Consider the following 23,850-nt stretch of genomic DNA (forward strand, 5'->3'; position numbering starts at 1 on the left):
GATGGTAGCGGTGCCTCAGGTAGTCGCGGGATGGCGCGGGAGGGTGAAGTGGAAGGTTGCACCCTGGCCAACCTTGCCATGGGCCCAGACCCGGCCGTCATGGCGTTCGATGATGCGACGCACGCTGGCCAGGCCGATCCCGGTGCCTTCGAAGTCTTCCATGCGGTGCAGGCGCTGGAACACGCCGAACAGTTTGTTGGCGTAGGCCATGTCGAAGCCCACGCCGTTGTCGCGAATGCAGATCTCGGTTTCGCCCGGGTGTTGCACGGCGCTGATGCCGATGCGCGCCGGGGTGCGCCCACGTGTGTATTTGATGGCGTTGGCCAGCAGGTTGTGCAAGGCCATGTTGATGAACGCCGGGTCACCGACCACCTTGGGCAACTGGGCGATGTCCCAGACAATTTCGCGGTTTTGGTAGTCGGGCGCCAGTTCGCTGCGAATGGCCTCGACCAGGGCGTTGAGGTCGACCTCGGACAGGCGCAGGGCAGAGCGGCCCATTTGCGAGAAGTTGAGCAGGTTGTCGACCAGGCTTCCGGCAAAATGCGCGGCTTCCTCGATGTGTTGCAGAAAGCGCCTGCCGCGCTCGCTTAGGCTCTGGCCCTCGATTTCGCCGAGCAGTTCGGAGTAGCCGGCAATATGGCGCAGGGGCGCGCGCAGGTCATGGGACACGCTGTAGGAAAACGCTTCGAGCTCCTTGTTCGAGCGGCGCAGCTCCCCAGCCAGCTGCGCCAGTTCCTCGGCCTTGCGCAGGACAATGCCGAGCACTGCCGTGCGCAGCTCCTGCACGCCTTCGATGACCAGCGGGTGCCAGGGTTCGCAGTAGCCGCGCAATTTTTCCTGCCAGCTTTCGAAACTGTGCCGCGGGTCGAGGTTGCCCTGCGGCCCGACCTGTTTGTTCGGCTGCCCGGCCCAGTTCACCGTGCGCACCTGCTCGGGGCGGAACCACAGCAGGTAGTGCGAGTGGATCTGCGAAATGGCCACTGCCAGCACACCGCCTGCATGGGCCGCGAGCTCGGGCAGTTCATCGATGTCGCGGCGCAGGTTGTCGCTGTGGAACACGCTCTCTTCGCCACGCTGGGAGAGCCAGTGCACCAGGGCGTTTACCTGCGCGGCCGGAGGGGTCTTGCCGATCAGGTCGCAACGTTCGGCGGATATGACCGCGGCACCTTGGGCGCCGGCGAAGGCCAGCAGTACTTCCGGCAAGTCGCGCAGGCCGTCGCCGACACTGTCATGGTCGGCCATGGACGAGATCATGCGCACGATGTGTTGGCGCAGCTCCAGCAACTGGCGAGTGTTGGCGTGGGACTCGCGCGACTCGATCTGCAGCGACAGCACACTGGCCAGCAGTTCGCAGGCGGTACGGGTGCGCAGGTCCACCGGGCGCGGCTGTTCGTGGTGACAGGACACCAGCCCCCAGAGTTGCCCGTCGACCACGATCGACAGCGACATCGATGCCAGGGTACCCATGTTGCGCATGTACTGCAGGTGCACTGGCGACACGCTGCGCAGCGCGGCAAAGCTCAGGTCCAGCGGCTTGCCGGTGCGCGGGTTGGCAGCTGGCAGCAACGGCGAGGCCTGGTAGTTGGCGTCCTCGATCACGCGGATGCGGTTGATTCGGTATAGCTCGCGCGCCTGGCGCGGTATGTCCGAAGCGGGGAAACACAGGCCCAGGTAGCTCGGGTACCCCGGGTCGGCCACCTCGGCCAGCACCTGGCCGTTGCCTTCGGCATCGAAGCGATAGGCCTTGACCCTGCCAAAGCCGGTGATGCGCTTGAGCTGCAGCACGGTTTGCTGCAGCAGTTCCTCGAGGCTGCCGGCCTGGTGCAGGCGGCCTACGAAGCTGCGCACCAGCGGGTAGTAGTCGCCTTGCCCGGCAAGGTCCGCCGGCAGACGAGGGGGTTCGAATTCGGCGATCAGCACCTGGTCGTGACGATGGACCAGCAGGTGCAGGTTGCCACGATATGGAGCGTCCTGGCGCAGGTGCACATCGCTGATGTGGAACGGAAAGACCTCGTCCTGCGGCAGGCGGGCCAGGTGCAGGCGCAGGTCGAAGGCACCGCTGACCAGTTCGGCGAAGTCGCGACCTATCAGTTCACTGGCCGGCATGCCCAGCCAGTGTTCGACATTTTCACTGGCCTGGAGTACCCGCATGTCGGTTTCGTCCAGCACCAGCAGGAAACCGTGGGGCTGGATGCTGCCAGGCAGCTGGATCGGCTCCTGGGCGCAGCGCTCGAGGGCTTGGGTGAGCGTGCTGTCTGCAATCATCTATGAAAACGCTCCTGTCGTGTCCTTCCATGCATGCCGCATGAGTCTAGGCAGGATGAAGGGGATACACCCTAACAGAATATCGGTCCGGATAACGGCCTTTGGCCATTTGAGGAGAATGTCGGCGATGCGTTCTGTGTCGTGCGGCTTTTTTTTCAGGTGGTAGCGCTTTTTGGCTAATACAAAAAAATGGCTCGATGCCAGCAGCGTGATGCCACTCCGCTGCTACGCTCAGGTCAGCAGACATCGACAAGGATAATTAGGTGACGGAGCGCTACCTGGCCGCCCTGTTGGGCCTTATGTTGAGCAGCAGTACCATGGCGGCGGACTTCCTGGTGGAGGTGCGGGTGCTGGTGCAGCGCGGCTGCATGCTGGTCAACCAGCCCCGCGATGCCGGGGCACAGGCGCTTGGGCGCATCGACCTGGGCGCTGCTGCACGGCTGGATGGCCCTGGGGCGCCGCTCACCGGCGCGCTGTTGAGCCAGCGTCCGCCACGCCTGGAATGCAATCCCCACACCCCCTATCAGGTCCGCGTCGATGGTGGGCAGCATGGCGGCGTCGGCGAGTTGCGCTTCCTGGCCAGTGACGATGCCACGGCCCGGCCCATCCCGTATCGCCTTTACCGCGACGCTGCCTGGCGCGAACCGCTGGCGGTGAACGTGGCGCATTCGGCGCGGGTGCCGAACAGCGGTTCGGTCGAGCTGCCGTTGTTTGCTCGGATCGACAAGCTGGCCTGGGTACCGCCTGCAGGCTTGTACGCCGACCTGCTCAAAGTCACCGTCAGCTGGTAGGGATGCCGCCATGCACAAGGACGCGACGCCATGAACCGTACCTCGATCCTGCTGCTTTCCCTGGGCCCGCTGCTGGTGCCCGGTGGTGCCGCGCATGGCACCAGCACCGGTTTCATCCAGGCGCGGCTGGTGATCAGCACCGCTTGCCAGATCAGCAGCAACGAGACGCAACCGGCAACGGTGGGTAACCCCGGCCTGATGGACTTCGGCGAGCGCGGACCGAACTGGGACCAGCCGCTGCGCAGCCGGGTTGATGATGTGAGCGGCGAAGGCAGCCTGCAGATCAGTTGCACGCCCGAGGTGCGGGCGTTCAACGTGCGCATCAACGGCGGCCTGAATGGCAGCGACGGCATACGGCGCCTGAGCAACGGCCGCGAGCTGATCCCCTATCAACTGGCGGTCGACCCAGGCGGTAACAGCCGCTACGGCATCGGCCAGGCGCGTGCCTTCACCATCAGCAGTACCCGGCAGATACCGATCCCCATCTACGGTGTGGTAGTGGCGCAACCGCGCGCGCTGCCGGCCGGGCTGTACCGTGACACCCTGAGGGTGACCCTGGACTGGTAACGACACAAGGAGACTTCGATGCGAACGAACCTTTCACGCTGCATCCTTGCCGGCCTGGGGCTGATGCTGGCTTCCCAGGCGCAGGCCGCCACTACCGGGACCATCGACTCGAAGCTGACCTTGACCGCGGCGTGCCAGGTCAATGGCAGCTCGGGCACTTCGGGGGTGAACTTCGGTGCCCTGGACTTCGGTACTCGCGATGCCCTGTTCACCAGCGCAGACGCCCAGGTGATCGGCGGCGGAGGAGGGGCTATCAGCATTCTCTGTTCGGCCGGCACGGTACCCGTGATCCGCGTGGGTGCAGGTTCCCACGATGGCCAGTCGGCCGGGGGCAGCCGTGCGCTGGCAGATGGCATCGGCAACTTCGTGCCCTACGACTTCTACACCGATGCCGGGCGCACGCAGGTGCTGGCCATCAACGGCACCATCACCTTGCCGACCAGCAGCGGTACGGCCCAGACCGTCAACCTGTATGGTCAGGCGCGCGGCAAGGCCGGCCTGCCGGCGGGGGTGTACACCGACACTGTGTCCGTCGAGCTGTCGTTCTGAACCATGCGCAGCTGGCTGGCGGGCGGCCTGAGCGGCCTTGGCGTGCTGCTGGCCGCGCCTCTGGATGCGGCGACCACCAGCAGCTTCCAGGTGACGGCGCAGATCGTTGCCGGGTGCCTGGTGGTGGGCGGTGTGAGCAGCTTCGGGACGCTCGACTACGGTTCGCAATCGGCTCTGGCCAGCGGAGTCATCGGCACCTCGTTGGGCGGCAGCACGGTGACATTCCAGTGCACCCCGGGGGTGGCCTTGAGCATGAGCGTGGATGGCGGGCAGAACAGTGCCAGTGGCACACGCAACCTCAAGCGGACGGGCGGCACGCAGGTGCTGGCCTACCAGTTGTACCGGGATGCGGCATACAGCCAGAGCCTGGGGATCGGCCAGAGCGTGGCCGTGAGCTACACCGACCCGACGGCGATCAAGCTGCCGGTGTACGGGCGGGTCCAGCTGACCGGCACGCAGCCGGCGGGGACCTACACCGATGTGGTGCAAGTGACGGTGACCTGGTGAATGCACCGGCACCAACGACCGGTATTCAAGGAGAGCTTCATGGGGGCAGGCGCGAAGTGGGCGCGTGGATTGATCGGAGCATTGTGGCTGGCGAGCCTGCCGGCCGGGGCGGCCACCTCGGTGCTGATCTGGCCGATCGACCCGGTGCTGGAGGCTGACCAGAAGGCTGGCGCACTGTGGCTGGAAAACCGCGGCACGGCACCGGCCAACCTGCAGGTGCGGGTGTTCGCCTGGCGCCAGGGTGACTACCAGGAACAGTACCAGGCGCAGCGCGAGATCATTGGCAGCCCGCCGGTGGCCAACATCGCCCCCGGGCAGAAGCAACTGATCCGCCTGACCCGCACCGGCCCCTCGCCAGTCGGCCAGGAGCAGGCCTACCGCATCATCATCGACGAAATTCCGCCCGCCATCCCCGTCGACAAGGCCGAGCCCGGCACCACCGCGGCGATCCGCCTGCAGATGCGCTACTCGGTACCCCTGTTCGTATACGGCGAAGGCCTGTGGGGCAAGGCCGATCCCGCGGGCAAGCGCAATGCCGAGGGCGTCGGCAAGCCGCAACTCAGCTGGCGTGCGGTGACCGTGCAGGGCAAGCCGTACGTGGAGCTGCGCAACACCGGCGCGGTGCATGCGCGGCTGACCGATGTGGTGGTGCAGCAGGGCAGCCAGAGCAAGCCACTGGCCGATGGCCTGCTGGGTTATGTGCTGCCGGGGGCCAGCATGCGCTGGCCGGCACCGCTGGCACCGAGTGCCGGCAGTGTGCTGAAGGGGAGGGTAAACGGCCAGAGCAGCGCGGACACCATCCGCCAAAGCCAATGAGCCTGCGCCTGAATGCCGCGCAGGGGCCAGGGAGGACCCGGCAATGGTTGGAAACCGTGTGTGAGGGGGCTGACAGCGAGGACGCACCGCTGGTGCCTGGGGCTAGCCCTGGTCGGCCCTGGCCTGTTGCTGGCCGACGACCTGCCGCCACCACCCACGGAACTGTCCGCGATCGCCGATGCCACGTTGTACCTCGAGCTGCTGGTGAACCAGATGCCCAGGGCTGAACTGGTGCCAGTGCAGCAGCGCGCAGGGCAGCTGTACCTGGACAGCGAGGTGTTGCGGGCGGCCGGCGTCTCGCTGCCGGGCAACCCGCAGGGCGAGGTGGCGCTGGAGGCCATCGCCGGGCTGCACGCCGACTACGACAGCCAGAACCAGCGCCTGCTGCTGCAAGTGCCGCCGGCCTGGCTGCCCGACCAGCAGCTGGGCGACCGCAACCTGTACCCGGCCAGCGATGCGCGCAGCAGTTTCGGCGCCTTGTTCAACTACGACCTGTACCTGAACGACACCGATGACGGCGGCAGCTACCTGGCGGCCTGGAACGAACTGCGTCTGTTCGACAGCTGGGGTACGTTCTCCAGCACCGGGCAATGGCGCCAGTCGTTCAATGGTGCGCCGACCGACGACACGCGCCAGGGCTTCTTGCGTTACGACACCACCTGGCGCTTCACCGACGAACAGCGCCTGCTGACCTACGAAGCCGGTGACCTGATAACCGGGGCCTTGCCCTGGACCAGCTCGGTGCGGGTCGGTGGCCTGCAGTTGTCGCGCGATTTCGCTGCGCGCCCCGACCTGGTCACCTATCCGCTGCCGGCGTTCTCCGGTGAAGCGGCGGTACCGACCTCGCTGGACCTGTTCATCAATGGCTACAAGTCCAGCACCAGCGAATTGCAGCCGGGCCCCTACACGTTGACCAACGTGCCGTTCATCAACGGCGCCGGGGAGGCGGTGGTGGTTACCACCGATGCCCTTGGCCGGCAGGTGTCGACCACCTTGCCGTTCTACGTCACCAGCAGCCTGCTGCAGCAGGGCCTGACCGACTATTCGGTGGCAGCCGGCAGCCTGCGCCGTGACTACGGGGTGCGCGATTTTGCCTACGGCCCAGGGGTTGCTTCGGCCAGCCTGCGCTACGGGGTCAGCGATATCTTCACCCTGGAGACCCATGCCGAAAGCGCCGAATCGCTGATGCTGGGCGGCCTGGGCGGCAACATGCGGCTGGGCAACTTCGGCGTGCTCAACGCGGCCCTGGCGCAGAGCCGGTTCGACGGCGACAAGGGCCACCAGGTCGCCCTCGGTTACCAGTACAACAGCCAGCGCATCGGCTTCAGCTACCAGCGCCTGCAACGCCATGGCGACTATGCCGACCTGACCCGGGTCGACAGCCGGGACATACAGCTGAGCCAGCGCAGCGAACAGGTCACCTTGAGCCTGAACCTGAACGAATACGGCAACATCGGCGCCGGCTATTTCGATGTGCGCGCCGGTGACGGTACACGAACCCGGCTGATCAACCTGAGCTACAGCAGGCCACTGTGGGGCAACAGCAGCGTTTATCTGTCGGCCAACCGCGAGGTGGGGGACAGCCAGTGGGCGGTGCAGGCGCAACTGGTGATCCCGTTCGACCTGCATGGCACCCTGGCCCTGGGCATGGAGCGCAGCCAGCAAGGCGAAAGCCTGCAGCGGGTCAACTACAGCCGCGCGACGCCGGTGGGTGGTGGTGTCGGTTACAACCTGGGCTACGCCGCTGGTAACGAGCGCGATGCCTACCGCCAGGCCGATGTCACCTGGCGCCTGCAGTCGGTGCAGTTGCAGGCCGGTGTGTATGGCAGCAGTGGCGAGATGGCCCGCTGGGCCGACGCCAGTGGCTCGCTGGTGTGGATGGATGCCGGGCTGTTCGCTGCCAACCGCATCGACGATGCCTTCGTGGTGGTCAGCACCGGTGGTTACGCCGATGTGCCGGTGCGCTACGAAAACCAGGAGGTCGGCCGCACCGATGCCGATGGCCACCTGCTGGTGCCGTACAGCAGCGGTTACTACCGCGGCAAGTACGAGATCGACCCCATGGACTTGCCGCCGGACATCCTCGCGCCGGAAGTGGAGCAGCGGGTGGCGGTGCGCCGGGGCAGTGGCTACCTGCTGGAGTTCCCGCTCAGGCGCGTGCTGGCGGCCAGTGTCGAACTGGTGGACGCCGACCGGCAGGTGCTCAAGCTGGGCAGCCGTGTCACCCATGCAGAAAGCGGCAGCCAGGCGGTGGTCGGTTGGGATGGCCTGGTGTATCTGGAGAACCTGGCGCCGCATAACCGCCTGCAGGTGGAGCTGGAAGGGGGCGGGCAGTGCCAGGTGGCGTTCGACCTGCCTGAAGCACAAGGCTCGATTCCCTTGATCGGCCCGTTGGTGTGCAAGTGAAGGCCCGCTGGCGTGGTTTGTGGGCATGCGCCCTGTTGTTGTGGGCGGGCTCGGCCTGGGCCAAGTGCACGTCAGTGCTGACTACGCCGGCGGCGTTTGGTTCGCTCAACTCGACCCAGGTACGTGGCGCGGTACAGACAGCTTCCAGTACCAACTCGGGCCTGCAATGCAACGGTTCGGTGATCAGCGTGCTCAGCAGCACCGACTCCTTCAAGATCAAGGTCACCTCTACCACCAGCGGGCTGGTAGGGCCTACCGGGGATGTGATCCCCTACACGCTGTATGCCGACGCCACGACCACCTATCCGATTACCCGTGGCACCGCCTTCGAATTCAGGACCACCGGCATCCTCGACTTGCTCGGGTTGCTCAACGGTACACCGAAGAACGTGCCCATCTACATGCGCACGCAGGTAGGCAGCAACGTATCGGCCGGGTTGTATCAGGAAACCCTCACTGTCGAGTGGACCTGGGACTATTGCGACGGGATTGGTGTTGGCGGGCTTTGCATAGGGCGAGACCAGGGCACTGGTACCAAGACCCTGCTGGTGAGCATGACGGTGACCAACGACTGCCAGATCACCACACCCAGCATCAATTTCGCCAGCGCGCCGGTGGTGGCGGGGTTCGGCACGGTGAGCCAGAGCCTGAGTGTGTCGTGCACCAAGGGCAGCAACTACACCGTGGGCCTGGATGACGGGCAGAACGTGGCCAATGGGCGGCGGCGGATGAAGTCGGCTGCCAACAACTACCTGGCCTATGACATTTTCAAGGGCGCCGGTGCGGTGCGCTGGGGTTCGACAGGGGCTGCGCGACGGGCCAGTGCCGATGCCGATGTGAACCCCGGCACGGGGACCGGCACCGGTAGCCAGGTGTTCAACTACAACGCCAAGGTCTACACCGACCAGGCTACACCCCCGGCTGCGACCTATACCGACAGCGTGCTTCTGGATGTGCAGTTCTGACATGGCTCCCGGCTGACGCGATCGTTGTAGGAGCGGCCTTGTGTCGCGAAAGGGGCGCGCAGCGGCCCCACATTTTCAGCTTCGCCGCAGATATCGCCGGGGCCGCTTTGCGGCCCTTTCGCGACACAAGGCCGCTCCTACAGGGGGCGCGTCGGCCAGGGGCCTCAGCGCAAATCGCCAACCATCTTCGCCAATGTCTCCAGCACCGCCCCGGCCAACGCCTTCGAGCGCGCCCCCGACCACCCGGTGACGGCATTCGGAGCGTCGTCATGGTCCTTGAAGGGCATTTCCAAGGTCAGTGACAGGCAGTCATGCGCCATCCCCACCGCATTGCAGGCCAGCGTCGTGTTGGCTTGCCCCGGTTCGTCGCGGGTGTAGCCATGCACGGTCTGGAAGTCGCGGGTCAGGCTGCACAGGGTGCTGCGGAACTGCTCTTCCAGCTTGGCCAGACGCGGCGTGTAGCCGGGGTTGCCCTCGCAGGCCGCGGTGAACACATGGGGAATCTCCTCGTCGCCATGCACGTCGATGAACGCATCCACGCCGTATTGCTTCATCTGTGCCTGGGCGAAGAACACCTCGGGGCTGAGCTCGACGCTGGCGTCCTGCCAGGCACGGTTGAGGTCCTTGCCCTTGAAGTTGGTGCGCAGGTGGCCGAGGAAGGCGCCGTCGGGGTTCATGTTGGGGATCAGGTACAGGTCGGCCTTGGCCAGCAACTGCCGGATCACCTCGTCGTTGGCCTGCAAGCGGTCGATCACGCCCTCCATGAACCATTCGGCCATGTGTTCGCCCGGGTGTTGCTGGGCAATCAGCCACAGCTTGCGTTTGCCTGCGGCACCATCACCGGCACGCAGCAGGGGAATGTCGCGGCCCTGTACGCTGCGGCCACTGGCGAGCAATTCGACCCCCGGCAGTTGCCGTGCACGCTCGATCAGCTGGTTGTGGCGCGCGCGCGGGTAGGGCTCGAAGTAGGCGAACCAGATGTGCGGCTGTTCGGCCTTTACCTCGAACGACAGCGCCGTGCCGTCGAACTGGCTGGGGACGCGAAACCAGGTTTGCTGGTCGTAGGAGGCCACGGCGTTGTAGCCGCTCCAGGCGTTCTTGTAGGAGGAACCGGAGGCGTTGTCGAGGCTGAAGCGATGGACCTGGCCCGGCGTAAGCCCGCTGACCTTGAAGTGGAACCACTGGTAGTGGCCGCTGTGGGTGTCCGGGCGGATGGCCAGGTGCACCCGGGCCGGGTTGCTGGCATCCAGCACCTGGATGTTGCCGGAGTCGAAATCGCAGTCGATCTGCAGGGGGGACAGCGTCACGGTCATGTGCCGGGCTCCTTCTGGGGGCTTTGTTGTGAGGGTACTGTACACGGCTTGACAGGGTTGCTGTGCGAGATCAGGCGACGCGGGGCGATCTCATATGTTTCCTACAGGCTATTTGAAGAACTGACTCGGCGTGATACCGAACTGGCGCTTGAACATGCTGGCGAAGGCACTTGGGCTGTCATACCCCAGCGTCCCCGCCACATCGATGATCCGCTCGCCCAGGGCGATCCGCTCCAGTGCCTGCATCAGCCGCGCCTGCTGGCGCCACTGGCCGAAGGTCATGCCGGTTTCCTTGCGGAACAGGCGCTGGATGGTCTTTTCGTCCACCCCCAGCTGCTGGCCCCAGTCGGCCACGGTGGCGTTATCGTCAGGCCGCTCGTGCAGCGCGGCGCAGATTGCCTGCAGGCGCTTGTCGCCGGGCTGCGACAGCTTCAGTGGCAAGGTCGGCAGCACGCAGATCTCGTCGAGGATCAGGCGCATCACCCGGGCTTCACGCGAGTCTTCGGCAAACGGCGCGGTAAAGCCCACGGAGGCTTTGATCAGTTCGCTGAGCAACGGCGAGATGCTGATAGCCTTGCTCTGCACGGGCAACTGCACTGCCGCGTCGGTGCGCACGAACACACTGCGCATCTTCACATCGCCCACGCAGCGGATCGCGTGCACCTGGCCGCAGGGCATCCATACGCCGCGGCTGGGTGGCACGGTCCAGCGTTCGTTACCGGACTCGACGATCATCAGGCCTTTGATGGCATAGATCAGTTGGTGCTTGGCATGGCTGTGGGGCTCGATGAACCAGTCGGTCGGGTAGTCCGTCGCACGGCTGCCCACCTCCCAGCTCCACTCATCCACCTCCACCAGCAATTCGTGCTGCGGCTTCAGCATTTCAACCTCTTGTACGGGCAGCCTGGCACGCCCACTTTAACAGCAGCGGCTTGGGCGGGCTTGCGAGCGGGTTGCCGGCAGCAGCGCGGTGGCCAACCCCAGCAGCGGCAGGAACGAGATGATCTGGTACACCCACTCGATGCCATGCCGGTCGGCCAGTTCGCCAAGCCCGGCGGCGCCGATGCCGCTGATACCGAACATCAACCCGAACATCACCCCCGACACCATGCCGACCCGGCCCGGCACGGCCTCCTGGGCATACACCACCAGGGCGGCGAAGGCCGAGGACATCACCAGGCCGATGGCCACCGCCAGTACCGCCGTCCAGGCCAGGTTGGCGTAGGGCAGGGCGAGGGCGAAGGGCGCCACGCCGAGGAACGAGACCCAGATCACCGCCTTGCGCCCGATACGGTCACCCACCGGGCCACCGGCGAAGGTGCCCAGGGCCACGGCCGCGAGGAACACGAACAGGTACAGCTGGCTGTGCTGCACGCTCAGGCCGAAATGCTCGATCAGGTAGAAGGTGAAGTAGTTGGTGAACGAAGCGATGTAGACGAACTTGGCGAACATCAGCACGGCGATAACCGCCACGGCGCGCCACATGGCGCCACGCGACAGGCCGGGGGCCTGCTGGCCGGCGAAGGACTTGAGCCGGGTCTGGCCGTGGCGTACGGTCCAGCCGGTCACCCGCAACAGCACGAATACCGCCAGCGCGGCCGCCAGCATGAACCAGGCAATGGCCGGTTGGCCGTGCGGAATGACGATGGCAGCGGTCAGCAGCGGGCCGAGGGCCGAGCCGGTGTTGCCACCGACCTGGAAGGTCGACTGCGCGGTGCCGAAGCGCCCACCGGAGGCCATCCTGGCCACTCGCGAGGCTTCGGGGTGGAAGGTCGCCGAGCCCACGCCGACCACCGCCGCGGCCACCAGCAGCATTTCATAGCTGCTGGCGAAGGCGAGCAGGGCGATGCCCACCAGCGTCACCAGCATGCCGGCCGGCAGCAGGTAGGGTTGCGGGTGCTTGTCGGTGTACAGGCCGACCCAGGGTTGCAGCAGGGACGCGGTCACCTGGTAAATCAGGGCGATCCAGCCGATCTGGGCAAAGCTCAGCGCGAAATCGCTCTTGAGCATCGGGTAGATGGATGGCAGCACGGCCTGGATCAGGTCGTTGAGCAGGTGGGCGAATGCGGCAGCGCCGACGATGCGGACCAGAAAGCCCTGGGGTTGGTCGGCAGGCGTGGTGGCGGCCATGGAGGCGGTGGAGGTCGTCATGGGCGATCTTCTTCTGGCGAAAGGGAACAAGGCATTTGCCGAAGAAGGGTAGCCAGTGCCCGGTTTGCCTGTCTCACGCCGAACAGGCAGCCACTGTCGCGTTTCGGACATTCCGGGCCTGACGCCCTGAATTCGCAAGCGGTCCGCGTACCCTGTGGGAGCGGGTTTACCCGCGAAGAATCCAACGCGGTGCATGGCACCGGCTGCGCCGGTGTTCGCGGCTAAAGCCGCTCCCACAGGGTCCCTGCTAATACCTGGCCGCCCTCGGATTCATCGTTCGTGCCGCGCCACCCAGCGCAGCAATGCTGCAATCGGTACGCTGCGATGAGCCTCGTGCCGGTAGGGCTTGCCTTCGGCGGTAAAGCGTTCGCGATAGCGGCTCAGCACCAGGCTCCGGCCATCGGCCGAAACACGGGCCTCCAGTTCATGCAGCAACAGCGGTTGCCGGGCAGCGCCTTCCAGGCGCCTGAACAGCAGCATGGCGGCTTGGGCATCATTCTTCACGGGCACCCCCTGCACAATCCACTGGCCACGCCCCCGGCTCGCCGGCCTTGCCTTCTGCCACCCGGTTGCTGCGCCGCTGCGCGGTGTAGTCACGCAGCGCAACGTAGTAGTCAGGCCAGGTGCGCAGCAGGTCGGTCAATGGCAGTGCTTCGGCCCGTGCATCGACGATGCCGCCGGCCGTGGCTACGTTGCCCATGGTTTCTACGGTATCGCTGTTGCCGCCAAACGGGTCCAGTGCCAGGCCCAGCAGCGTGCCGGTGGCATCGCGCAGGTTGTGGGTGCCCAGCAGCGGCAGCTCGACAATGGGGCCAGCGGCGATGTTCCACACCCCGAAGGTCTGGCCAAAGTCCGAGCGGTGCTGGCTCAGCCCCATCTTGCCAGACACGTCGACCAGCCCCGCCACACCCAGGGTGGTGTTGAAGATGAAGCGGGAGAGGCTGGTCATCGCCCGTTCGCCATTGCCCTGCAGCAGGTCGTTGACGAACACCTTGGGCTCACCGAAGTTGCTGGCAAAGTTGTGCATGCCCTGTTGGGCAAAACCGGGCAGCGCGGTGTAGCCCCGGGCGACGGGGGCCAGCAGATAGTCATCGACCGTGCGGTTGAAGGCGAAAACGGCGCGGTTGGCGGGCTCGGCCGGGTCACTGACCTGATAGGCGACATTGCCGCAGGCCGCCGTGGCCGGTGCACGTTGGCTGCAGCCTCCCGCCGCAAGCAGCGACAAGGCCAGCGCGGCTGAGCGCGCTGAGCGGGAGGCGGATGATGAACGGGACATAGATACATTCCTGGCAAGAACTGGCGGCGATGCTGCGCAGTTTTCTTTGCCTGGGAATGTCCGGATTGTCTCGGCGTCGACACTTTGTTTCCGGGTTGAAATATATGACGGCTGCGTGGGGATGGCCTTAAAGTACGGCTTGGTAACCTTGTTTTGCGGTGCTTTTTTGTGAGCCATTTGCTGATAGTCGACGATGATGTCGAGGTGCTCGACCTGCTGCAGAAGTTTCTCTGCCAGCATGGCTACGAGGTTGATGTGGCCAAGGATGGCAAGGCGCTGTGGCAGGCCGTCGAGCGGCGGGTGCCGGACCTGGTCATTCTGGATGTGATGCTGCCTGGTGACAGTGGCCTGGTGTTGTGCCAGCGCTTGCTGGCCGAGCACAAGGTGGCAGTGATCATGCTCACCGCCATGGGCGAGTTGAGTGACCGGGTGGTTGGCCTGGAGCTGGGGGCAGACGACTACCTGACCAAGCCGTTCGCCGCCCGTGAACTGCTGGCCCGGGTGAGGGCAGTGCTGCGCCGTGCCGGCGAAGCGGCCGGGGGCGCGGCGGGCCATGCCTGCGCGACCCTGGAGTTTGCCGGCTGGCGGCTGGATGTGGTGCGCCGCGAGCTGCGTTCGCCGGACAACGTCATGATCCCCTTGTCCAACGGTGAGTTCGAGCTGCTGCTGGTGTTCGCCGAGCATCCGCGGCGGGTGCTCAGCCGCCAGCAGTTGCTGGACATGGCTCGTGGCGATGCTTACGACGCCTATGACCGCAGCATTGACGTCCAGGTGAGCCGGCTGCGCCGCAAGCTTGAAACCGACAACGGCAACGAGCCCTTGATCCGTACCCTGCGCAATGCCGGTTATCTGTTCACGCCCACGGTCGCGAAGCGATGAAGCTGCTGGCCAGGGTTCGCCAGGCCCTGCCACGGCCCAGGATCACCATTGCCCGCTGGATCGCACTGACCACCCTGACGGCGATGCTGTTCCTGCTGCTGCTCAAGGGGCTGTTCAGCCTGTTGCTGAGCGTCTGGGCGCAGCCACCGCTGCTGGAGAGCGGGGTGATCGAGAAGGTTGCAGCGGTCACCCGCATCCTCGATGCCGCGCCCATGGCGCAGCGTGCCAACATCGCCAGTGCGGCGGGCGACGGCTCATATTCCGTGCGCTGGCTGCGCCGCCATGACGAAGCGGGCGTGCCAGTGCTGGTCGATGCCGAGTTCAGCGAGGGCACGCCTATCCTGCGCGCACTGCTAAAGCGCCCGGATGCCAGGGTGGAGGCTTTCGAACCGTCCGATATGCCGGAGTACGCACCTGAACGTGGTTATGCGCTGATGATCGAGCTGAGCGACAAGTCCTGGGTGCTGTTCCGTGCCACCAGCCGTAGCTGGGGCCTGGATGAACTGCCGCGCAACCTGATCATCCTCGGCCTGATGCTGGTTTCCAGCCTTGCCGTCGCGCTGCTGGCCACGCGCTACCTGGCCAAGCCGCTGGAACGCTTTGCCGAAGGTGCGCGGCGTTTTGGCAAGGACTTCAACGCCCCGCCCATTCCGGTGGTCGGCCCGCACGACCTGCGCCAGGCCATTCTCGCGTTCAATGCCACCCAGGCGCAGCTCAAGCATTTTCTCAACGACCGCACCCAGATGCTTGCGGCCATTTCCCATGACTTGCGTGCGCCGCTGACGCGCATGCGCTTGCGCGCCGAGTTCATCGACGATGCCCAGCTACAGGCCAAGTTGTTCAAGGACGTCGACGAGATGCAGGCGATGGTCGATGCGGCGTTGGAGTTCTTCCGTGATGACGCACGGCTGGAACAGACGACCGTATTCGACCTGGGCGAGCTGCTGCTGACCGTGGTGGACGACTTCAAGGACGCGGGGGTCGAGGTCGGCCTCAGCGGGCCGCGCCGCTGTGTGTACACGGGGCGGCCCGTGGGTATCAAGCGCGTGCTGGTCAACTTGATCGACAATGCAGCGAAATACGGCTGTGAGCCAACGGTGGTGCTGGCGGTAAGCGCCAGGCAGATCGAGATTACCGTGCTGGATCGCGGGCCGGGCATCGCGCCGGAGCTGCATGAGCAGGTATTCGCGCCGTTCTACCGTATCGAAGGTTCACGCAACCGCAATACCGGTGGCGTGGGGTTGGGCCTGCCCGCAGCACGGGCCATCGTGCTGGAGCAGGGGGGCAGCGTGACCCTGGGCAACCGCCCGGGTGGCGGGCTGGAAGTCAGGGTCATGCTGCCGCAGGGCTGATCAGAGCCCCAGTTCGCTGAGCCCGGGGTGATCATCCGGGCGCCGGCCCAACGGCCAGCGGAACTTGCGCTCGGCTTCGCTGATAGGGTGCTCGTTGATGCTCGAATGACGGTTCTGCATCAGCCCGTCCTCGGCAAACTCCCAGTTCTCGTTGCCATAGGCGCGGTACCACTGGCCGCTGTCGTCGTGGTACTCGTAGGCATAGCGCACGGCAATGCGGTTGCCGGTGAAGGCCCACAGCTCCTTGATCAGGCGGTACTCCAGTTCATGGTTCCATTTACGCGTCAGGAACGCCTCGACCTCGGCACGGCCGCGGGGGAACTCGGCGCGGTTACGCCAGACGGTGTCGATGGTATAGGCAAGCGCGACCTTGGCCGGGTCGCGGCCGTTCCAGCCATCCTCGGCCAGGCGGACCTTTTCGATGGCGCTTTCGCGGGTGAAGGGCGGCAGGGGTGGGCGGGACATCGGGGTACTCCTCAGTTCGATTGGCTGGTAGGAGAGTAGTAGCCGCTGGCCGAACAGAGAATGGGTGTGCCTGGCACATCATAATTGCAGTGCGTGGAACAATGCCGAGGTGCCATACCAGGCGCGGTCCACGTGTAGGAGCGGCCTTGTGTCGCGACAGGGCTGCGTAGCAGCCCCAATAGCTCCAGAGTTGACGCAAGCACCTTGGGGCCGCCTTGCGGCCCATCGCGACACAAGGCCGCTCCTACAGGGGGGGCTCTGTCAGGCTGCGTCGGCTGCGGTTTTCCCGGCAGCCTTGCTACGCCCGCCCAGCCACACCAGCAGCAGCCCGGCAGCCGCCAGCACGCCACCAGCCATCGGCACTGCCGCATAGCCCAGGTCCAGGCTGATCACCGCACCACCCAGCGCCGCGCCCACGGCATTGCCCAGGTTGAACGCGCCGACGTTGATCGACGAGGCCAGCCCCGGTGCTTCGATGGCGGCGATCATCACCCGCATCTGCAGCGGCGGTACCACGGCGAAGGTGAACATGCCCCACACCAGCAAGGCGATGGCGGCGCCGATGTGGCTGCCGAGCACCAGCGGCATCAGCAGCATGATCACTGCCAGTGCCGCGAGGAAGATCCGCGCCGCCCCATCCAGCGACCAGTCGGCCAGGCGGCCACCCAGGCTGTTGCCCAGGGTGAAGCCCACACCGATCAGCACCAGGCCGAGGGTGACGAAGCTGTCCGAGGCGCCGGTCAGTTCGGCCAGTACCGGTGCCACGTAGGTGTACAAGGTGAACATGGCGCCGGCACCGAGCACGGTGGTGGCCATTGCCAGCAGCACGCTGGGGCGGGCGATGACCGCCAGCTCCTTGCGCACGTGCGGCACGTTGCCGCGTTCACCCTTGGGCAGGGCATACCACAGCGCGGCCATGGCCAGCAGGCCCAGCACGGCGGTACCGGCAAAGGCCATGCGCCAGCCGACCTGCTGGCCAATCCAGGTGGCGGCCGGCACGCCGCCGATGTTGGCGATGGTCAGGCCCATGAACATGGTGGCCACGGCACTGGCCTGTTTCTCCTTGGGCACCACGCTGGCAGCCACTACCGCGCCAAGGCCGAAGAACGCGCCGTGGTTGAGGCTGGTGACCAGGCGCGAGGCGAGCAGGGTGTAGTAGTCCGGTGACAGCGACGACAGCAGGTTGCCGAGGGTGAAGATGGCCATCAGCGCCATCAGCGCGGCGCGCTTGCCGAAACGGCTGAACAGCAGGGTCATGATCGGCGCACCGACCATCACCCCGATGGCATAGGCGGTAATCAGCATGCCAGCGCTGGGGATGCTGACATCGACACCTTGGGCGATCACCGGCAGCAGGCCCATCGGGGTGAACTCGGTGGTGCCGATGCCGAAGGCGCCGATGGCCAGGGCAAACAGGACGCGCCCGGCTTTCATTGCGCGTGTTCCTGTCATGGTGTGGCCTCCGTCAGTTGGGTTTTTGTCTCATGGAATTGTGGCAATACGTATTCGGCGATTTCGCGCAGGGTTTCGTCCAGCGGCCGCACGTTGCGCCGCAGGTGCAGGCCGATATGGTCGACGCCCGCCGCACGCAGGGCGCCGAGCTCGGTCGCCAGCGCCTTGCGGCCGCCGCGGAAACCGAAGCGCCAGCGTTGCAGCGGTTCGTCGGGGTTGTCCGCCAGGTCCAGGTGGATGAAGCTGCTGTAAGGCTTGTTGCCCGCCACCGCGCGCCAGGCGGCGACCCGGTGCCGGTGGTCGTCCGCTGTGCCGGGGTAGGCAAGGCAGCCGTCCAGGTTGCTGCCGATCCATGCCGGGCTCTGCTGGGCCAGGCCGGCTACCAGCAACGGTAGCGGCGAAGCGGTGCTGGGTAGTACGGCCAGCCCTTCGGGCAGGTGGCCGTTGGCACCATCACGCAGCAGCGCGACCTGTTCGCGGAAGGTGTTGCCACGCCCCTCGAAATCCCGACCGAACAGTGGGTACTCCACTGGCCGGTCACCACTGGCCACGCCCAGCAGCAGGCGGTTGCCACTGAGGCGCTGCACGCTGTTGGCCGATTTCAGGGTCAGCAGCGGTTCGCGAATCGGCAGCACCACGGCAGCCGTGCCAAGCAGGATGTCGCGGGTTACCCCGGCCAGGTAGCCGAGGTAGGCAAACACCTCGAACACCTGGGCGGCGTCGCCGAACGACGGGTCGTACAGCGGCACATCGCGGACCCACAGGGCGCGGTAGCCCAGGCGGTCGGCCAGTTGTGCCAGTTCTGCGTGGCGGGCCAGGTCCGGCTCGCCGAACTGGCGGCCATCGCGGCGCCGCGCCTGGTCGCCGGCGGGCGTCCAGTCGTGGTCCAGCGGTGCTTCCAGGCCGATGCTGAAGCCGCCAGCGGTCAGGCGTTCGAGAGGCGTGGTCATGGTATCAATCCCAGATTGGCGCCAGGCCGTCAGGGCTGACTTCGCGGCCATTGCGCTCGAGCTTGGCGATGCGTGCCATGTCGTCGGCGTCCAGCTTCAGGTCACGGGCGAGCAGGTTGCTGGCCAGGTTTTCGCGTTTGGTCGACGACGGGATCACCGCGTAGCCCAGCTGCAGGGCCCAGGCCAGGGCAACCTGGGCGACGGTGGCCTTGTGCTTGGCGGCGATGTCGGCCAGAACCGAGTCCTTCAGGACTTTGCCGTAGGCCAGGGTCATGTACGAGGTGACGGTGATGCCTTGCTCCTTGAGGAACGCGGTCAGCTTGCTGTTCTGCAGGTACGGGCTGAGTTCGATCTGGTTGGTGGCGATTTCGCCTTTGCCGACCACTTCGATGGCCTGGCGGGTCAGTTCGATGTTGAAGTTGGACACACCGATCTGGCGGGTCAGGCCCAGCTTCTTGGCTTCGGCCAGGGCGCTCATGTACTCGCGCAGCTCAACGCCGTTGCCTGGGGCAGGCCAGTGGATCAGCAGCAGGTCGACGTAGTCGGTGCGCAGTTTCTGCAGGCTGTCGCGCAGGCTCGGGATCAGCTTGTCGGCGGCGTAGTTTTCGACCCAGATCTTGGTGGTGATGAACAGCTCGTCGCGCTTGACGCCGCTTTCGGCGATGGCCTGGCCGACGTCGGCTTCGTTCTGGTAGATCTGCGCGGTGTCGATGACCCGGTAGCCCAGTTCCAGGGCCGACTTGACCGAATCGATGACGGCCTGGCCGGTGAGGCGGAAGGTGCCGAGGCCGAAGGATGGAATGCTCATGGATCTGCTCCTGGTGAGTGAGGGGTGAGCCGAATCGAGCCTGGTCGCTCGGGTTCGATCGCTCTTCGTGTGGGGAGCAGTGTGCGGCTTTGAGGGGGATTGATTAAGGTGGGGCGGGGCCAAGGTCATTTGACCGGGAGGCAAGAATAGGTCGCTGTGCCTTGACTGTTGCTGAGGGAATGCAGGGTAAACCTGTACCGGCCTCTTCGCGGGTGAACCCGCTCCCACAGGGGCCGCGCCGCACTCAAGAAGGGTGCAGTACCTGTGGGAGCGGGTTCACCCGCGAAGAGGCCAGTACAGAAAAACGAAACGGCCCGCCATAGAGGCGGGCCGTCTGGCATTGCAAGGTGACGATCAGCGGCGGCGGAACAGCGGCAGCGGCTCGTCGGTGGCGGCCTGGTAGGTCACCGAGAAGTCCTTCAGGCTTTGCAACGCGTCTTCCGGGTCCTTGTCGGCACGGATGGCGAACGCGTCAAAACCGCAACGGGCCATGAAGAACAGCTGGTCGCGCAGCACGTCGCCAATGGCGCGCAGTTCGCCCTTGAACTTGTAGCGGTCACGCAGCAGGCGCGCATTGGAGTAGTTGCGCCCGTCGGTGAACGCCGGGAAGTTCAGTGCGATGACCTGGAAGTGCTGCACGTCCTCGCCGATTTCTTCCGCTTGCTCGTCGCTGTCCAGCCACACGCCCAGGCCGCCGTCGCGGGCCTTGAGTACGTGGGCATGGTCGCGCCACATCTGCAGCGGGACGATGTAGTCGTCGCAGTTGGTCAGCTCGTCAAAGGACGTTTCCTTGGGCAGCAGATGCCAGGTTTCGTCGACGATCTGGTTGTTCTTAATGATTCGCTGCATAGACGCGTTCCTTGAAGGGGTCGATGCCAATACGCTGGTAGGTGTCGATGAAACGCTCTTCCTCGATACGTTGCTCGACGTACACGGCGATCAGCTTCTCGATCACATCGGCCATGTCATCCTGTGCGAAGGACGGGCCGAGGATCTTGCCCAGGCTCGCGCCACGCGCGGCATTGCCGCCCAGCGACACCTGGTAGAACTCCTCGCCCTTCTTGTCCACGCCGAGGATGCCGATGTGGCCCACGTGGTGGTGGCCGCAGGCGTTCATGCAGCCGGAGATGTTCAGGTCGATCTCGCCGATGTCGAACAGGTAGTCCAGGTCGTCGAAGCGGCGCTGGATGGATTCGGCGATCGGGATCGACTTGGCGTTGGCCAGCGAGCAGTAGTCACCACCCGGGCAGCAGATGATGTCGGTCAGCAGGCCGATGTTCGGGGTGGCGAAGCCGCTTTCGCGCAGTTCCAGCCACAGGGCGTGCAGTTGGCGCTGCTCGACGTCGGCGAGGATGATGTTCTGCTCGTGCGAGGTGCGCAGGAAGCCGAAGCTGTAGCGCTCGGCCAGGTCGGCCACGGCGTCCAGCTGCTTGTCGGTCAGGTCGCCCGGGGCAACGCCGGTGGGCTTCAGCGACAGGGTCACGGCCACGTAGCCAGGGCGCTTGTGGGCGCGGGTGTTGCGCGAGCGCCAGCGGGCGAAGCCTGGGTACTCGGCGTCCTGGGCGGCGTAGTCGAAGTTGTCCAGGGCCAGGTAGGCCGGGTCGACGAAGTGGCGCGATACACGCTGCACTTCGGCTTCGGTCAGCGTGGTGCTGCCGCCGCGCAGGTGGACCATTTCGGCCTCGACCTTCTCGGCGAACACTTCCGGGGTAAGGGCCTTGACCAGGATCTTGATCCGCGCCTTGTACTTGTTGTCACGACGACCGTAACGGTTGTACACGCGCAGGATGGCGTCGAGGTAGCTGATCAGGTCCTGCCACGGCAGGAACTCGTTGATGAACGAGCCCACCACCGGGGTACGGCCCAGGCCGCCACCGACCAGCACACGGAAGCCCAGCTCGCCAGCGGCATTGCGCACCGGCTCCAGGCCGATGTCGTGCACTTCGATGGCGGCGCGGTCTTCCTGCGAGCCGTTGATGGCAATCTTGAACTTGCGCGGCAGGTAGGCGAATTCCGGGTGGAAGGTGGTCCACTGGCGGACGATTTCGCACCACGGGCGCGGGTCGACGATTTCGTCTGCGGCCACACCGGCGAACTGGTCGGTGGTGGTGTTGCGCAGGCAGTTGCCGCTGGTCTGGATCGCGTGCATCTGCACGGTGGCCAGTTCGGCGAGGATGTCCGGGATGTCTTCCAGTGCCGGCCAGTTGTACTGCACGTTCTGGCGGGTGGAGATGTGGGCGTAGCCCTTGTCGTAGTCGCGGGCGATCCTGGCCAGGGTGCGGACCTGGGTGGCGTTCAGCTGGCCGTACGGCACGGCGACGCGCAGCATCGGTGCGAAACGTTGGATGTAAAGGCCGTTCTGCAGGCGCAGAGGGCGGAATTCTTCTTCGCTCAGCTCACCGGCCAGATAGCGGCGGGTCTGATCACGGAACTGCTTGACGCGGTCCTCGATGATCCGCTGATCGTACTCGTCGTATACGTACATAAAAGTCCTGTCTCAGGCATGCAGCTATTCGCGCGCACGGCCGCGCACTCCGCTTCGGAGCCGGGGAACGATAGCAGGTTGCGTTTATGCGCTAAAGTGATGTTTTTGCATATGAAAAGAACCAAATGGACTATGTGAGACTGACTGCCATTTGTGCGCTGGATGTGGCCTGGCGTTTATAATCCGATGTTTGCATCGCAGGGATATCACCCATGCTCAAGGCGTTGTGCCAAAGCTTGTGTCTTGCCTTGCCGCTGGCGGCAAGCGCGCAGCCGGCTTCGGTGGTTTTCCTCAACCCGGGGCTGTCCACCGAGACGTTCTGGAGCAGTTATACGCGCTTCATGCAGGCCGCCGCGGACGAGCTGGGCATGACCCTGCGCGTGGAGTACAGCGAACGCCGCGCCGACCTGGCGCTGACCCAGGCCAGGGCGATCCTGGGCGGGGCGCAGCGCCCGGATTACCTGGTACTGGTCAACGAGCAGTACGTGGCGCCGGAGATCATCCGCCTGTCGCGCGGCAGCGGGGTCAAGCTGTTCCTGGTCAACAACGGCCTGACTGCCAGCCAGGCCCGCAGCATCGAGGCCCAGCCCGACAAGTATGCCGAGCTGCTGGGCACCTTGACGGCCAACGACGAGCAGGCGGGCTTCCAGATGTTGCACCAGATGGTCGCGCAATTGCCCCGTGACAGCGGGCCGGTGGACCTGCTGGCGTTTGCCGGGGTCAAGACCACCCCGGCCTCGCAACTGCGCGAGGAAGGCATGCGCCGGGCCCTGGCCGACTTCCCCCAGGTGCGCCTGCGCCAGGTGGTATATGGCGGCTGGAGCCGCCAGCGCGCTTACGAGCAGGCGCAGCAACTGCTGGAGCGCTACCCGGCCACCCGCCTGGTGTGGTCGGCCAACGACGAAATGGCCTTTGGTGCCATGCAGGCGTTCGAGGAGGCGGGGCGCAAGCCAGGGCGCGATGTGCTGTTCAGCGCCATCAACAGCTCGCCAGAGGCCCTGCACGCACGTATCGACGGGCGCCTGAGCGTGCTGATGGGCGGGCATTTCACCCTCGGTGGCTGGGCGATGGTGATGCTGCACGATGATGCCCAGGGGCTGGCAGTGAACCGTGACGGCCTGCGCGAGCATCGCGTGCCGGTGTTGCAGCCGATCGACCAGGCCAAGGCAACCCGTTGGCTGAAACTGCTGGAGCGGCCCGACTACGGCATCGATTTCCAGCATTACAGTGCCGAAGGGCGGCCGCCCGACTACCAGTACCCGTTTCTGACATCACCGATCAATTATTGAAAGACCCTGCTTGAGGGAAGGGCATTGCTCGTCTTAACTGCTGGTGGTGAAGTGCATTCCCATAACCACTACAAGAGGCAATGCAATGGGAAACTCAACCAAGGTCCGCAAAGCTGACAGCAGCGTCGATGCCTGGGCGATCCTCTGCCTGATCGTTCTGGTGGTGGTCACTGCCGTGTATTGGGTCAGCCACCAGTAGACTTGTATTCAAGACCGTGATGCAGCCAGAGCGCCTGCGGGAGGGAGTCCCGCAGGCGTTTTTGCTAGCGCGCAAGGTGCAGGGCCAACTGCACCAGGCCGATCAGCACGGCAATGAACACCAGGGTGAACAGCGTCCCCAGCGCAATGAAATGGCTGGCCTTGCCGTGTGTGAAGTCGCGGGCGCGGTTCTTGCCGCTTTGCACGCCGAAGGCGGCAGCGAGGATGCTGTGCAGCATCTGCCAGAAGGTAGGGGGCTTGCCCTGGCTGGAATCGTCCATGGTGGCTCCTGAGGAAATCAGAGGCAATCAGGGACAGTGTAGGTGGCTATTGGGGCTGCTGTGCAGCCCATCGCGACACAAGGCC

The 23,850-nt window shown here is 65.3% G+C and carries 23 protein-coding genes; 10 read left to right on the forward strand and 13 right to left on the reverse strand.

Annotation, left to right across the window (positions count from 1 at the left end):
- Window positions 1–15 precede the first annotated feature (15 nt).
- The gene (locus tag ABNP31_RS09200) at window positions 16–2,265 is read right to left on the reverse strand and encodes an ATP-binding protein (RefSeq protein ID WP_085663162.1); all 2,250 of its coding nucleotides are present in this window, start codon (window positions 2,263–2,265) and stop codon (window positions 16–18) included.
- 263 nt (window positions 2,266–2,528) lie between these two features.
- Between ABNP31_RS09200 and ABNP31_RS09205 the strand changes: the two genes are divergently transcribed.
- From ABNP31_RS09205 to ABNP31_RS09235, 7 genes are read left to right on the forward strand one after another with little or no spacing between them, the layout of a single operon-like run.
- The gene (locus tag ABNP31_RS09205; protein WP_085663163.1) at window positions 2,529–3,056 is read left to right on the forward strand and encodes a Csu type fimbrial protein; all 528 of its coding nucleotides are present in this window, start codon (window positions 2,529–2,531) and stop codon (window positions 3,054–3,056) included.
- A 30-nt stretch (window positions 3,057–3,086) separates the two neighbouring features.
- Entirely contained in the window at window positions 3,087–3,623 is a 537-nt protein-coding gene (locus tag ABNP31_RS09210; RefSeq protein ID WP_238067525.1) for a Csu type fimbrial protein, read from the forward strand.
- 18 nt (window positions 3,624–3,641) lie between these two features.
- A complete protein-coding gene (locus ABNP31_RS09215; RefSeq protein WP_075044622.1) occupies window positions 3,642–4,172 on the forward strand; it encodes a Csu type fimbrial protein in 531 nt (176 codons plus the stop codon).
- Between the two features lie 3 nt (window positions 4,173–4,175).
- Complete coding sequence (locus ABNP31_RS09220) at window positions 4,176–4,679, forward strand: Csu type fimbrial protein (protein WP_075044623.1); 504 nt, start codon at window positions 4,176–4,178, stop codon at window positions 4,677–4,679.
- Window positions 4,680–4,718: 39 nt separating this feature from the next.
- Window positions 4,719–5,495, forward strand: coding sequence for a fimbrial biogenesis chaperone (locus tag ABNP31_RS09225; protein ID WP_238067526.1), 777 nt, complete (start codon window positions 4,719–4,721; stop codon window positions 5,493–5,495).
- A gap of 12 nt (window positions 5,496–5,507) precedes the next feature.
- Window positions 5,508–7,901 (forward strand): fimbria/pilus outer membrane usher protein, encoded by a 2,394-nt coding sequence (locus ABNP31_RS09230; RefSeq protein ID WP_433916055.1) that lies wholly within the window; start codon window positions 5,508–5,510, stop codon window positions 7,899–7,901.
- Window positions 7,898–8,866 carry a Csu type fimbrial protein gene (locus ABNP31_RS09235; RefSeq protein ID WP_350013219.1) on the forward strand — a complete coding sequence of 323 codons (969 nt, stop codon included), beginning with the start codon at window positions 7,898–7,900 and terminating at the stop codon, window positions 8,864–8,866. Before ABNP31_RS09230 ends, ABNP31_RS09235 begins: the two co-directional genes overlap by 4 nt.
- Window positions 8,867–9,030: 164 nt before the next feature.
- Here the strand turns inward: ABNP31_RS09235 and ABNP31_RS09240 are convergent, their stop codons facing one another.
- The 5 genes from ABNP31_RS09240 to ABNP31_RS09260 form a co-directional block, all read right to left on the reverse strand.
- Window positions 9,031–10,179, reverse strand: coding sequence for a M14 family metallopeptidase (locus tag ABNP31_RS09240; RefSeq protein ID WP_085663168.1), 1,149 nt, complete (start codon window positions 10,177–10,179; stop codon window positions 9,031–9,033).
- 108 nt (window positions 10,180–10,287) lie between these two features.
- Window positions 10,288–11,061: an AraC family transcriptional regulator gene (locus ABNP31_RS09245; protein WP_025338469.1), complete on the reverse strand. Its 774-nt coding sequence runs from the start codon at window positions 11,059–11,061 to the stop codon at window positions 10,288–10,290.
- Window positions 11,062–11,097: 36 nt separating this feature from the next.
- The gene (locus ABNP31_RS09250; protein WP_085663169.1) at window positions 11,098–12,330 is read right to left on the reverse strand and encodes an MFS transporter; all 1,233 of its coding nucleotides are present in this window, start codon (window positions 12,328–12,330) and stop codon (window positions 11,098–11,100) included.
- Between the two features lie 270 nt (window positions 12,331–12,600).
- Window positions 12,601–12,810 (reverse strand): hypothetical protein, encoded by a 210-nt coding sequence (locus ABNP31_RS09255; RefSeq protein ID WP_075044630.1) that lies wholly within the window; start codon window positions 12,808–12,810, stop codon window positions 12,601–12,603.
- Window positions 12,811–12,823: 13 nt separating this feature from the next.
- On the reverse strand, window positions 12,824–13,606 hold the full coding sequence (locus ABNP31_RS09260; RefSeq protein WP_025338472.1) for an MlaA family lipoprotein: 783 nt from the start codon (window positions 13,604–13,606) through the stop codon (window positions 12,824–12,826).
- A gap of 168 nt (window positions 13,607–13,774) precedes the next feature.
- Here ABNP31_RS09260 and ABNP31_RS09265 point away from each other — a divergent pair, with 168 nt between their 5' ends.
- Window positions 13,775–14,485, forward strand: coding sequence for a response regulator (locus tag ABNP31_RS09265; protein WP_196181685.1), 711 nt, complete (start codon window positions 13,775–13,777; stop codon window positions 14,483–14,485).
- Window positions 14,482–15,837 carry an ATP-binding protein gene (locus ABNP31_RS09270; RefSeq protein WP_085592955.1) on the forward strand — a complete coding sequence of 452 codons (1,356 nt, stop codon included), beginning with the start codon at window positions 14,482–14,484 and terminating at the stop codon, window positions 15,835–15,837. The genes ABNP31_RS09265 and ABNP31_RS09270 overlap by 4 nt, the downstream gene beginning before the upstream one ends.
- On the opposite strand, the gene ABNP31_RS09275 is transcribed toward ABNP31_RS09270, so the two are convergent.
- The 6 genes from ABNP31_RS09275 to ABNP31_RS09300 all read right to left on the reverse strand — a co-directional run bounded on the left by ABNP31_RS09275 (window position 15,838) and on the right by ABNP31_RS09300 (window position 21,997).
- Window positions 15,838–16,302 (reverse strand): DUF1348 family protein, encoded by a 465-nt coding sequence (locus tag ABNP31_RS09275; protein WP_025338475.1) that lies wholly within the window; start codon window positions 16,300–16,302, stop codon window positions 15,838–15,840.
- Window positions 16,303–16,563: 261 nt separating this feature from the next.
- Window positions 16,564–17,736: an MFS transporter gene (locus ABNP31_RS09280; protein ID WP_414058116.1), complete on the reverse strand. Its 1,173-nt coding sequence runs from the start codon at window positions 17,734–17,736 to the stop codon at window positions 16,564–16,566.
- Window positions 17,737–17,750: 14 nt separating this feature from the next.
- The gene (locus ABNP31_RS09285) at window positions 17,751–18,704 is read right to left on the reverse strand and encodes a TIGR03571 family LLM class oxidoreductase (RefSeq protein WP_238067529.1); all 954 of its coding nucleotides are present in this window, start codon (window positions 18,702–18,704) and stop codon (window positions 17,751–17,753) included.
- A gap of 4 nt (window positions 18,705–18,708) precedes the next feature.
- The gene (gene dkgB, locus ABNP31_RS09290) at window positions 18,709–19,512 is read right to left on the reverse strand and encodes a 2,5-didehydrogluconate reductase DkgB (RefSeq protein WP_075044636.1); all 804 of its coding nucleotides are present in this window, start codon (window positions 19,510–19,512) and stop codon (window positions 18,709–18,711) included.
- 354 nt (window positions 19,513–19,866) lie between these two features.
- A complete protein-coding gene (locus ABNP31_RS09295; RefSeq protein ID WP_075044637.1) occupies window positions 19,867–20,361 on the reverse strand; it encodes a DUF934 domain-containing protein in 495 nt (164 codons plus the stop codon).
- On the reverse strand, window positions 20,345–21,997 hold the full coding sequence (locus tag ABNP31_RS09300; protein WP_238067530.1) for a nitrite/sulfite reductase: 1,653 nt from the start codon (window positions 21,995–21,997) through the stop codon (window positions 20,345–20,347). The genes ABNP31_RS09295 and ABNP31_RS09300 overlap by 17 nt, the downstream gene beginning before the upstream one ends.
- Before the next feature lie 212 nt (window positions 21,998–22,209).
- On the opposite strand from ABNP31_RS09300, the gene ABNP31_RS09305 reads away from it, so the two are divergent.
- Window positions 22,210–23,286, forward strand: coding sequence for an ABC transporter substrate-binding protein (locus ABNP31_RS09305; RefSeq protein WP_238067531.1), 1,077 nt, complete (start codon window positions 22,210–22,212; stop codon window positions 23,284–23,286).
- Between the two features lie 263 nt (window positions 23,287–23,549).
- On the opposite strand, the gene ABNP31_RS09310 is transcribed toward ABNP31_RS09305, so the two are convergent.
- Window positions 23,550–23,765, reverse strand: coding sequence for a DUF2970 domain-containing protein (locus ABNP31_RS09310; protein WP_003256398.1), 216 nt, complete (start codon window positions 23,763–23,765; stop codon window positions 23,550–23,552).
- Window positions 23,766–23,850 lie beyond the last annotated feature (85 nt).

Origin of the sequence: Pseudomonas asiatica, from assembly GCF_040214835.1 — a bacterium.
Taxonomy (GTDB): Bacteria; Pseudomonadota; Gammaproteobacteria; order Pseudomonadales; family Pseudomonadaceae; genus Aquipseudomonas; species Aquipseudomonas putida_Z.

Bases quoted from the DNA above. Each gene is read 5' to 3' on its own strand.
- ABNP31_RS09200 (WP_085663162.1), bottom strand. From the start codon at position 2,265: ATGATTGCAGACAGCACGCTCACCCAAGCCCTCGAGCGCTGCGCCCAG.
- ABNP31_RS09210 (WP_238067525.1), top strand. From the start codon at position 3,087: ATGAACCGTACCTCGATCCTGCTGCTTTCCCTGGGCCCGCTGCTGGTG.
- ABNP31_RS09215 (WP_075044622.1), top strand. From the start codon at position 3,642: ATGCGAACGAACCTTTCACGCTGCATCCTTGCCGGCCTGGGGCTGATG.
- ABNP31_RS09220 (WP_075044623.1), top strand. From the start codon at position 4,176: ATGCGCAGCTGGCTGGCGGGCGGCCTGAGCGGCCTTGGCGTGCTGCTG.
- ABNP31_RS09225 (WP_238067526.1), top strand. From the start codon at position 4,719: ATGGGGGCAGGCGCGAAGTGGGCGCGTGGATTGATCGGAGCATTGTGG.
- ABNP31_RS09230 (WP_433916055.1), top strand. From the start codon at position 5,508: ATGCCGCGCAGGGGCCAGGGAGGACCCGGCAATGGTTGGAAACCGTGT.
- ABNP31_RS09240 (WP_085663168.1), bottom strand. From the start codon at position 10,179: ATGACCGTGACGCTGTCCCCCCTGCAGATCGACTGCGATTTCGACTCC.
- ABNP31_RS09245 (WP_025338469.1), bottom strand. From the start codon at position 11,061: ATGCTGAAGCCGCAGCACGAATTGCTGGTGGAGGTGGATGAGTGGAGC.
- ABNP31_RS09250 (WP_085663169.1), bottom strand. From the start codon at position 12,330: ATGACGACCTCCACCGCCTCCATGGCCGCCACCACGCCTGCCGACCAA.
- ABNP31_RS09255 (WP_075044630.1), bottom strand. From the start codon at position 12,810: ATGCTGCTGTTCAGGCGCCTGGAAGGCGCTGCCCGGCAACCGCTGTTG.
- ABNP31_RS09260 (WP_025338472.1), bottom strand. From the start codon at position 13,606: ATGTCCCGTTCATCATCCGCCTCCCGCTCAGCGCGCTCAGCCGCGCTG.
- ABNP31_RS09270 (WP_085592955.1), top strand. From the start codon at position 14,482: ATGAAGCTGCTGGCCAGGGTTCGCCAGGCCCTGCCACGGCCCAGGATC.
- ABNP31_RS09275 (WP_025338475.1), bottom strand. From the start codon at position 16,302: ATGTCCCGCCCACCCCTGCCGCCCTTCACCCGCGAAAGCGCCATCGAA.
- ABNP31_RS09280 (WP_414058116.1), bottom strand. From the start codon at position 17,736: ATGAAAGCCGGGCGCGTCCTGTTTGCCCTGGCCATCGGCGCCTTCGGC.
- ABNP31_RS09285 (WP_238067529.1), bottom strand. From the start codon at position 18,704: ATGACCACGCCTCTCGAACGCCTGACCGCTGGCGGCTTCAGCATCGGC.
- dkgB (WP_075044636.1), bottom strand. From the start codon at position 19,512: ATGAGCATTCCATCCTTCGGCCTCGGCACCTTCCGCCTCACCGGCCAG.
- ABNP31_RS09295 (WP_075044637.1), bottom strand. From the start codon at position 20,361: ATGCAGCGAATCATTAAGAACAACCAGATCGTCGACGAAACCTGGCAT.
- ABNP31_RS09300 (WP_238067530.1), bottom strand. From the start codon at position 21,997: ATGTACGTATACGACGAGTACGATCAGCGGATCATCGAGGACCGCGTC.
- ABNP31_RS09305 (WP_238067531.1), top strand. From the start codon at position 22,210: ATGCTCAAGGCGTTGTGCCAAAGCTTGTGTCTTGCCTTGCCGCTGGCG.
- ABNP31_RS09310 (WP_003256398.1), bottom strand. From the start codon at position 23,765: ATGGACGATTCCAGCCAGGGCAAGCCCCCTACCTTCTGGCAGATGCTG.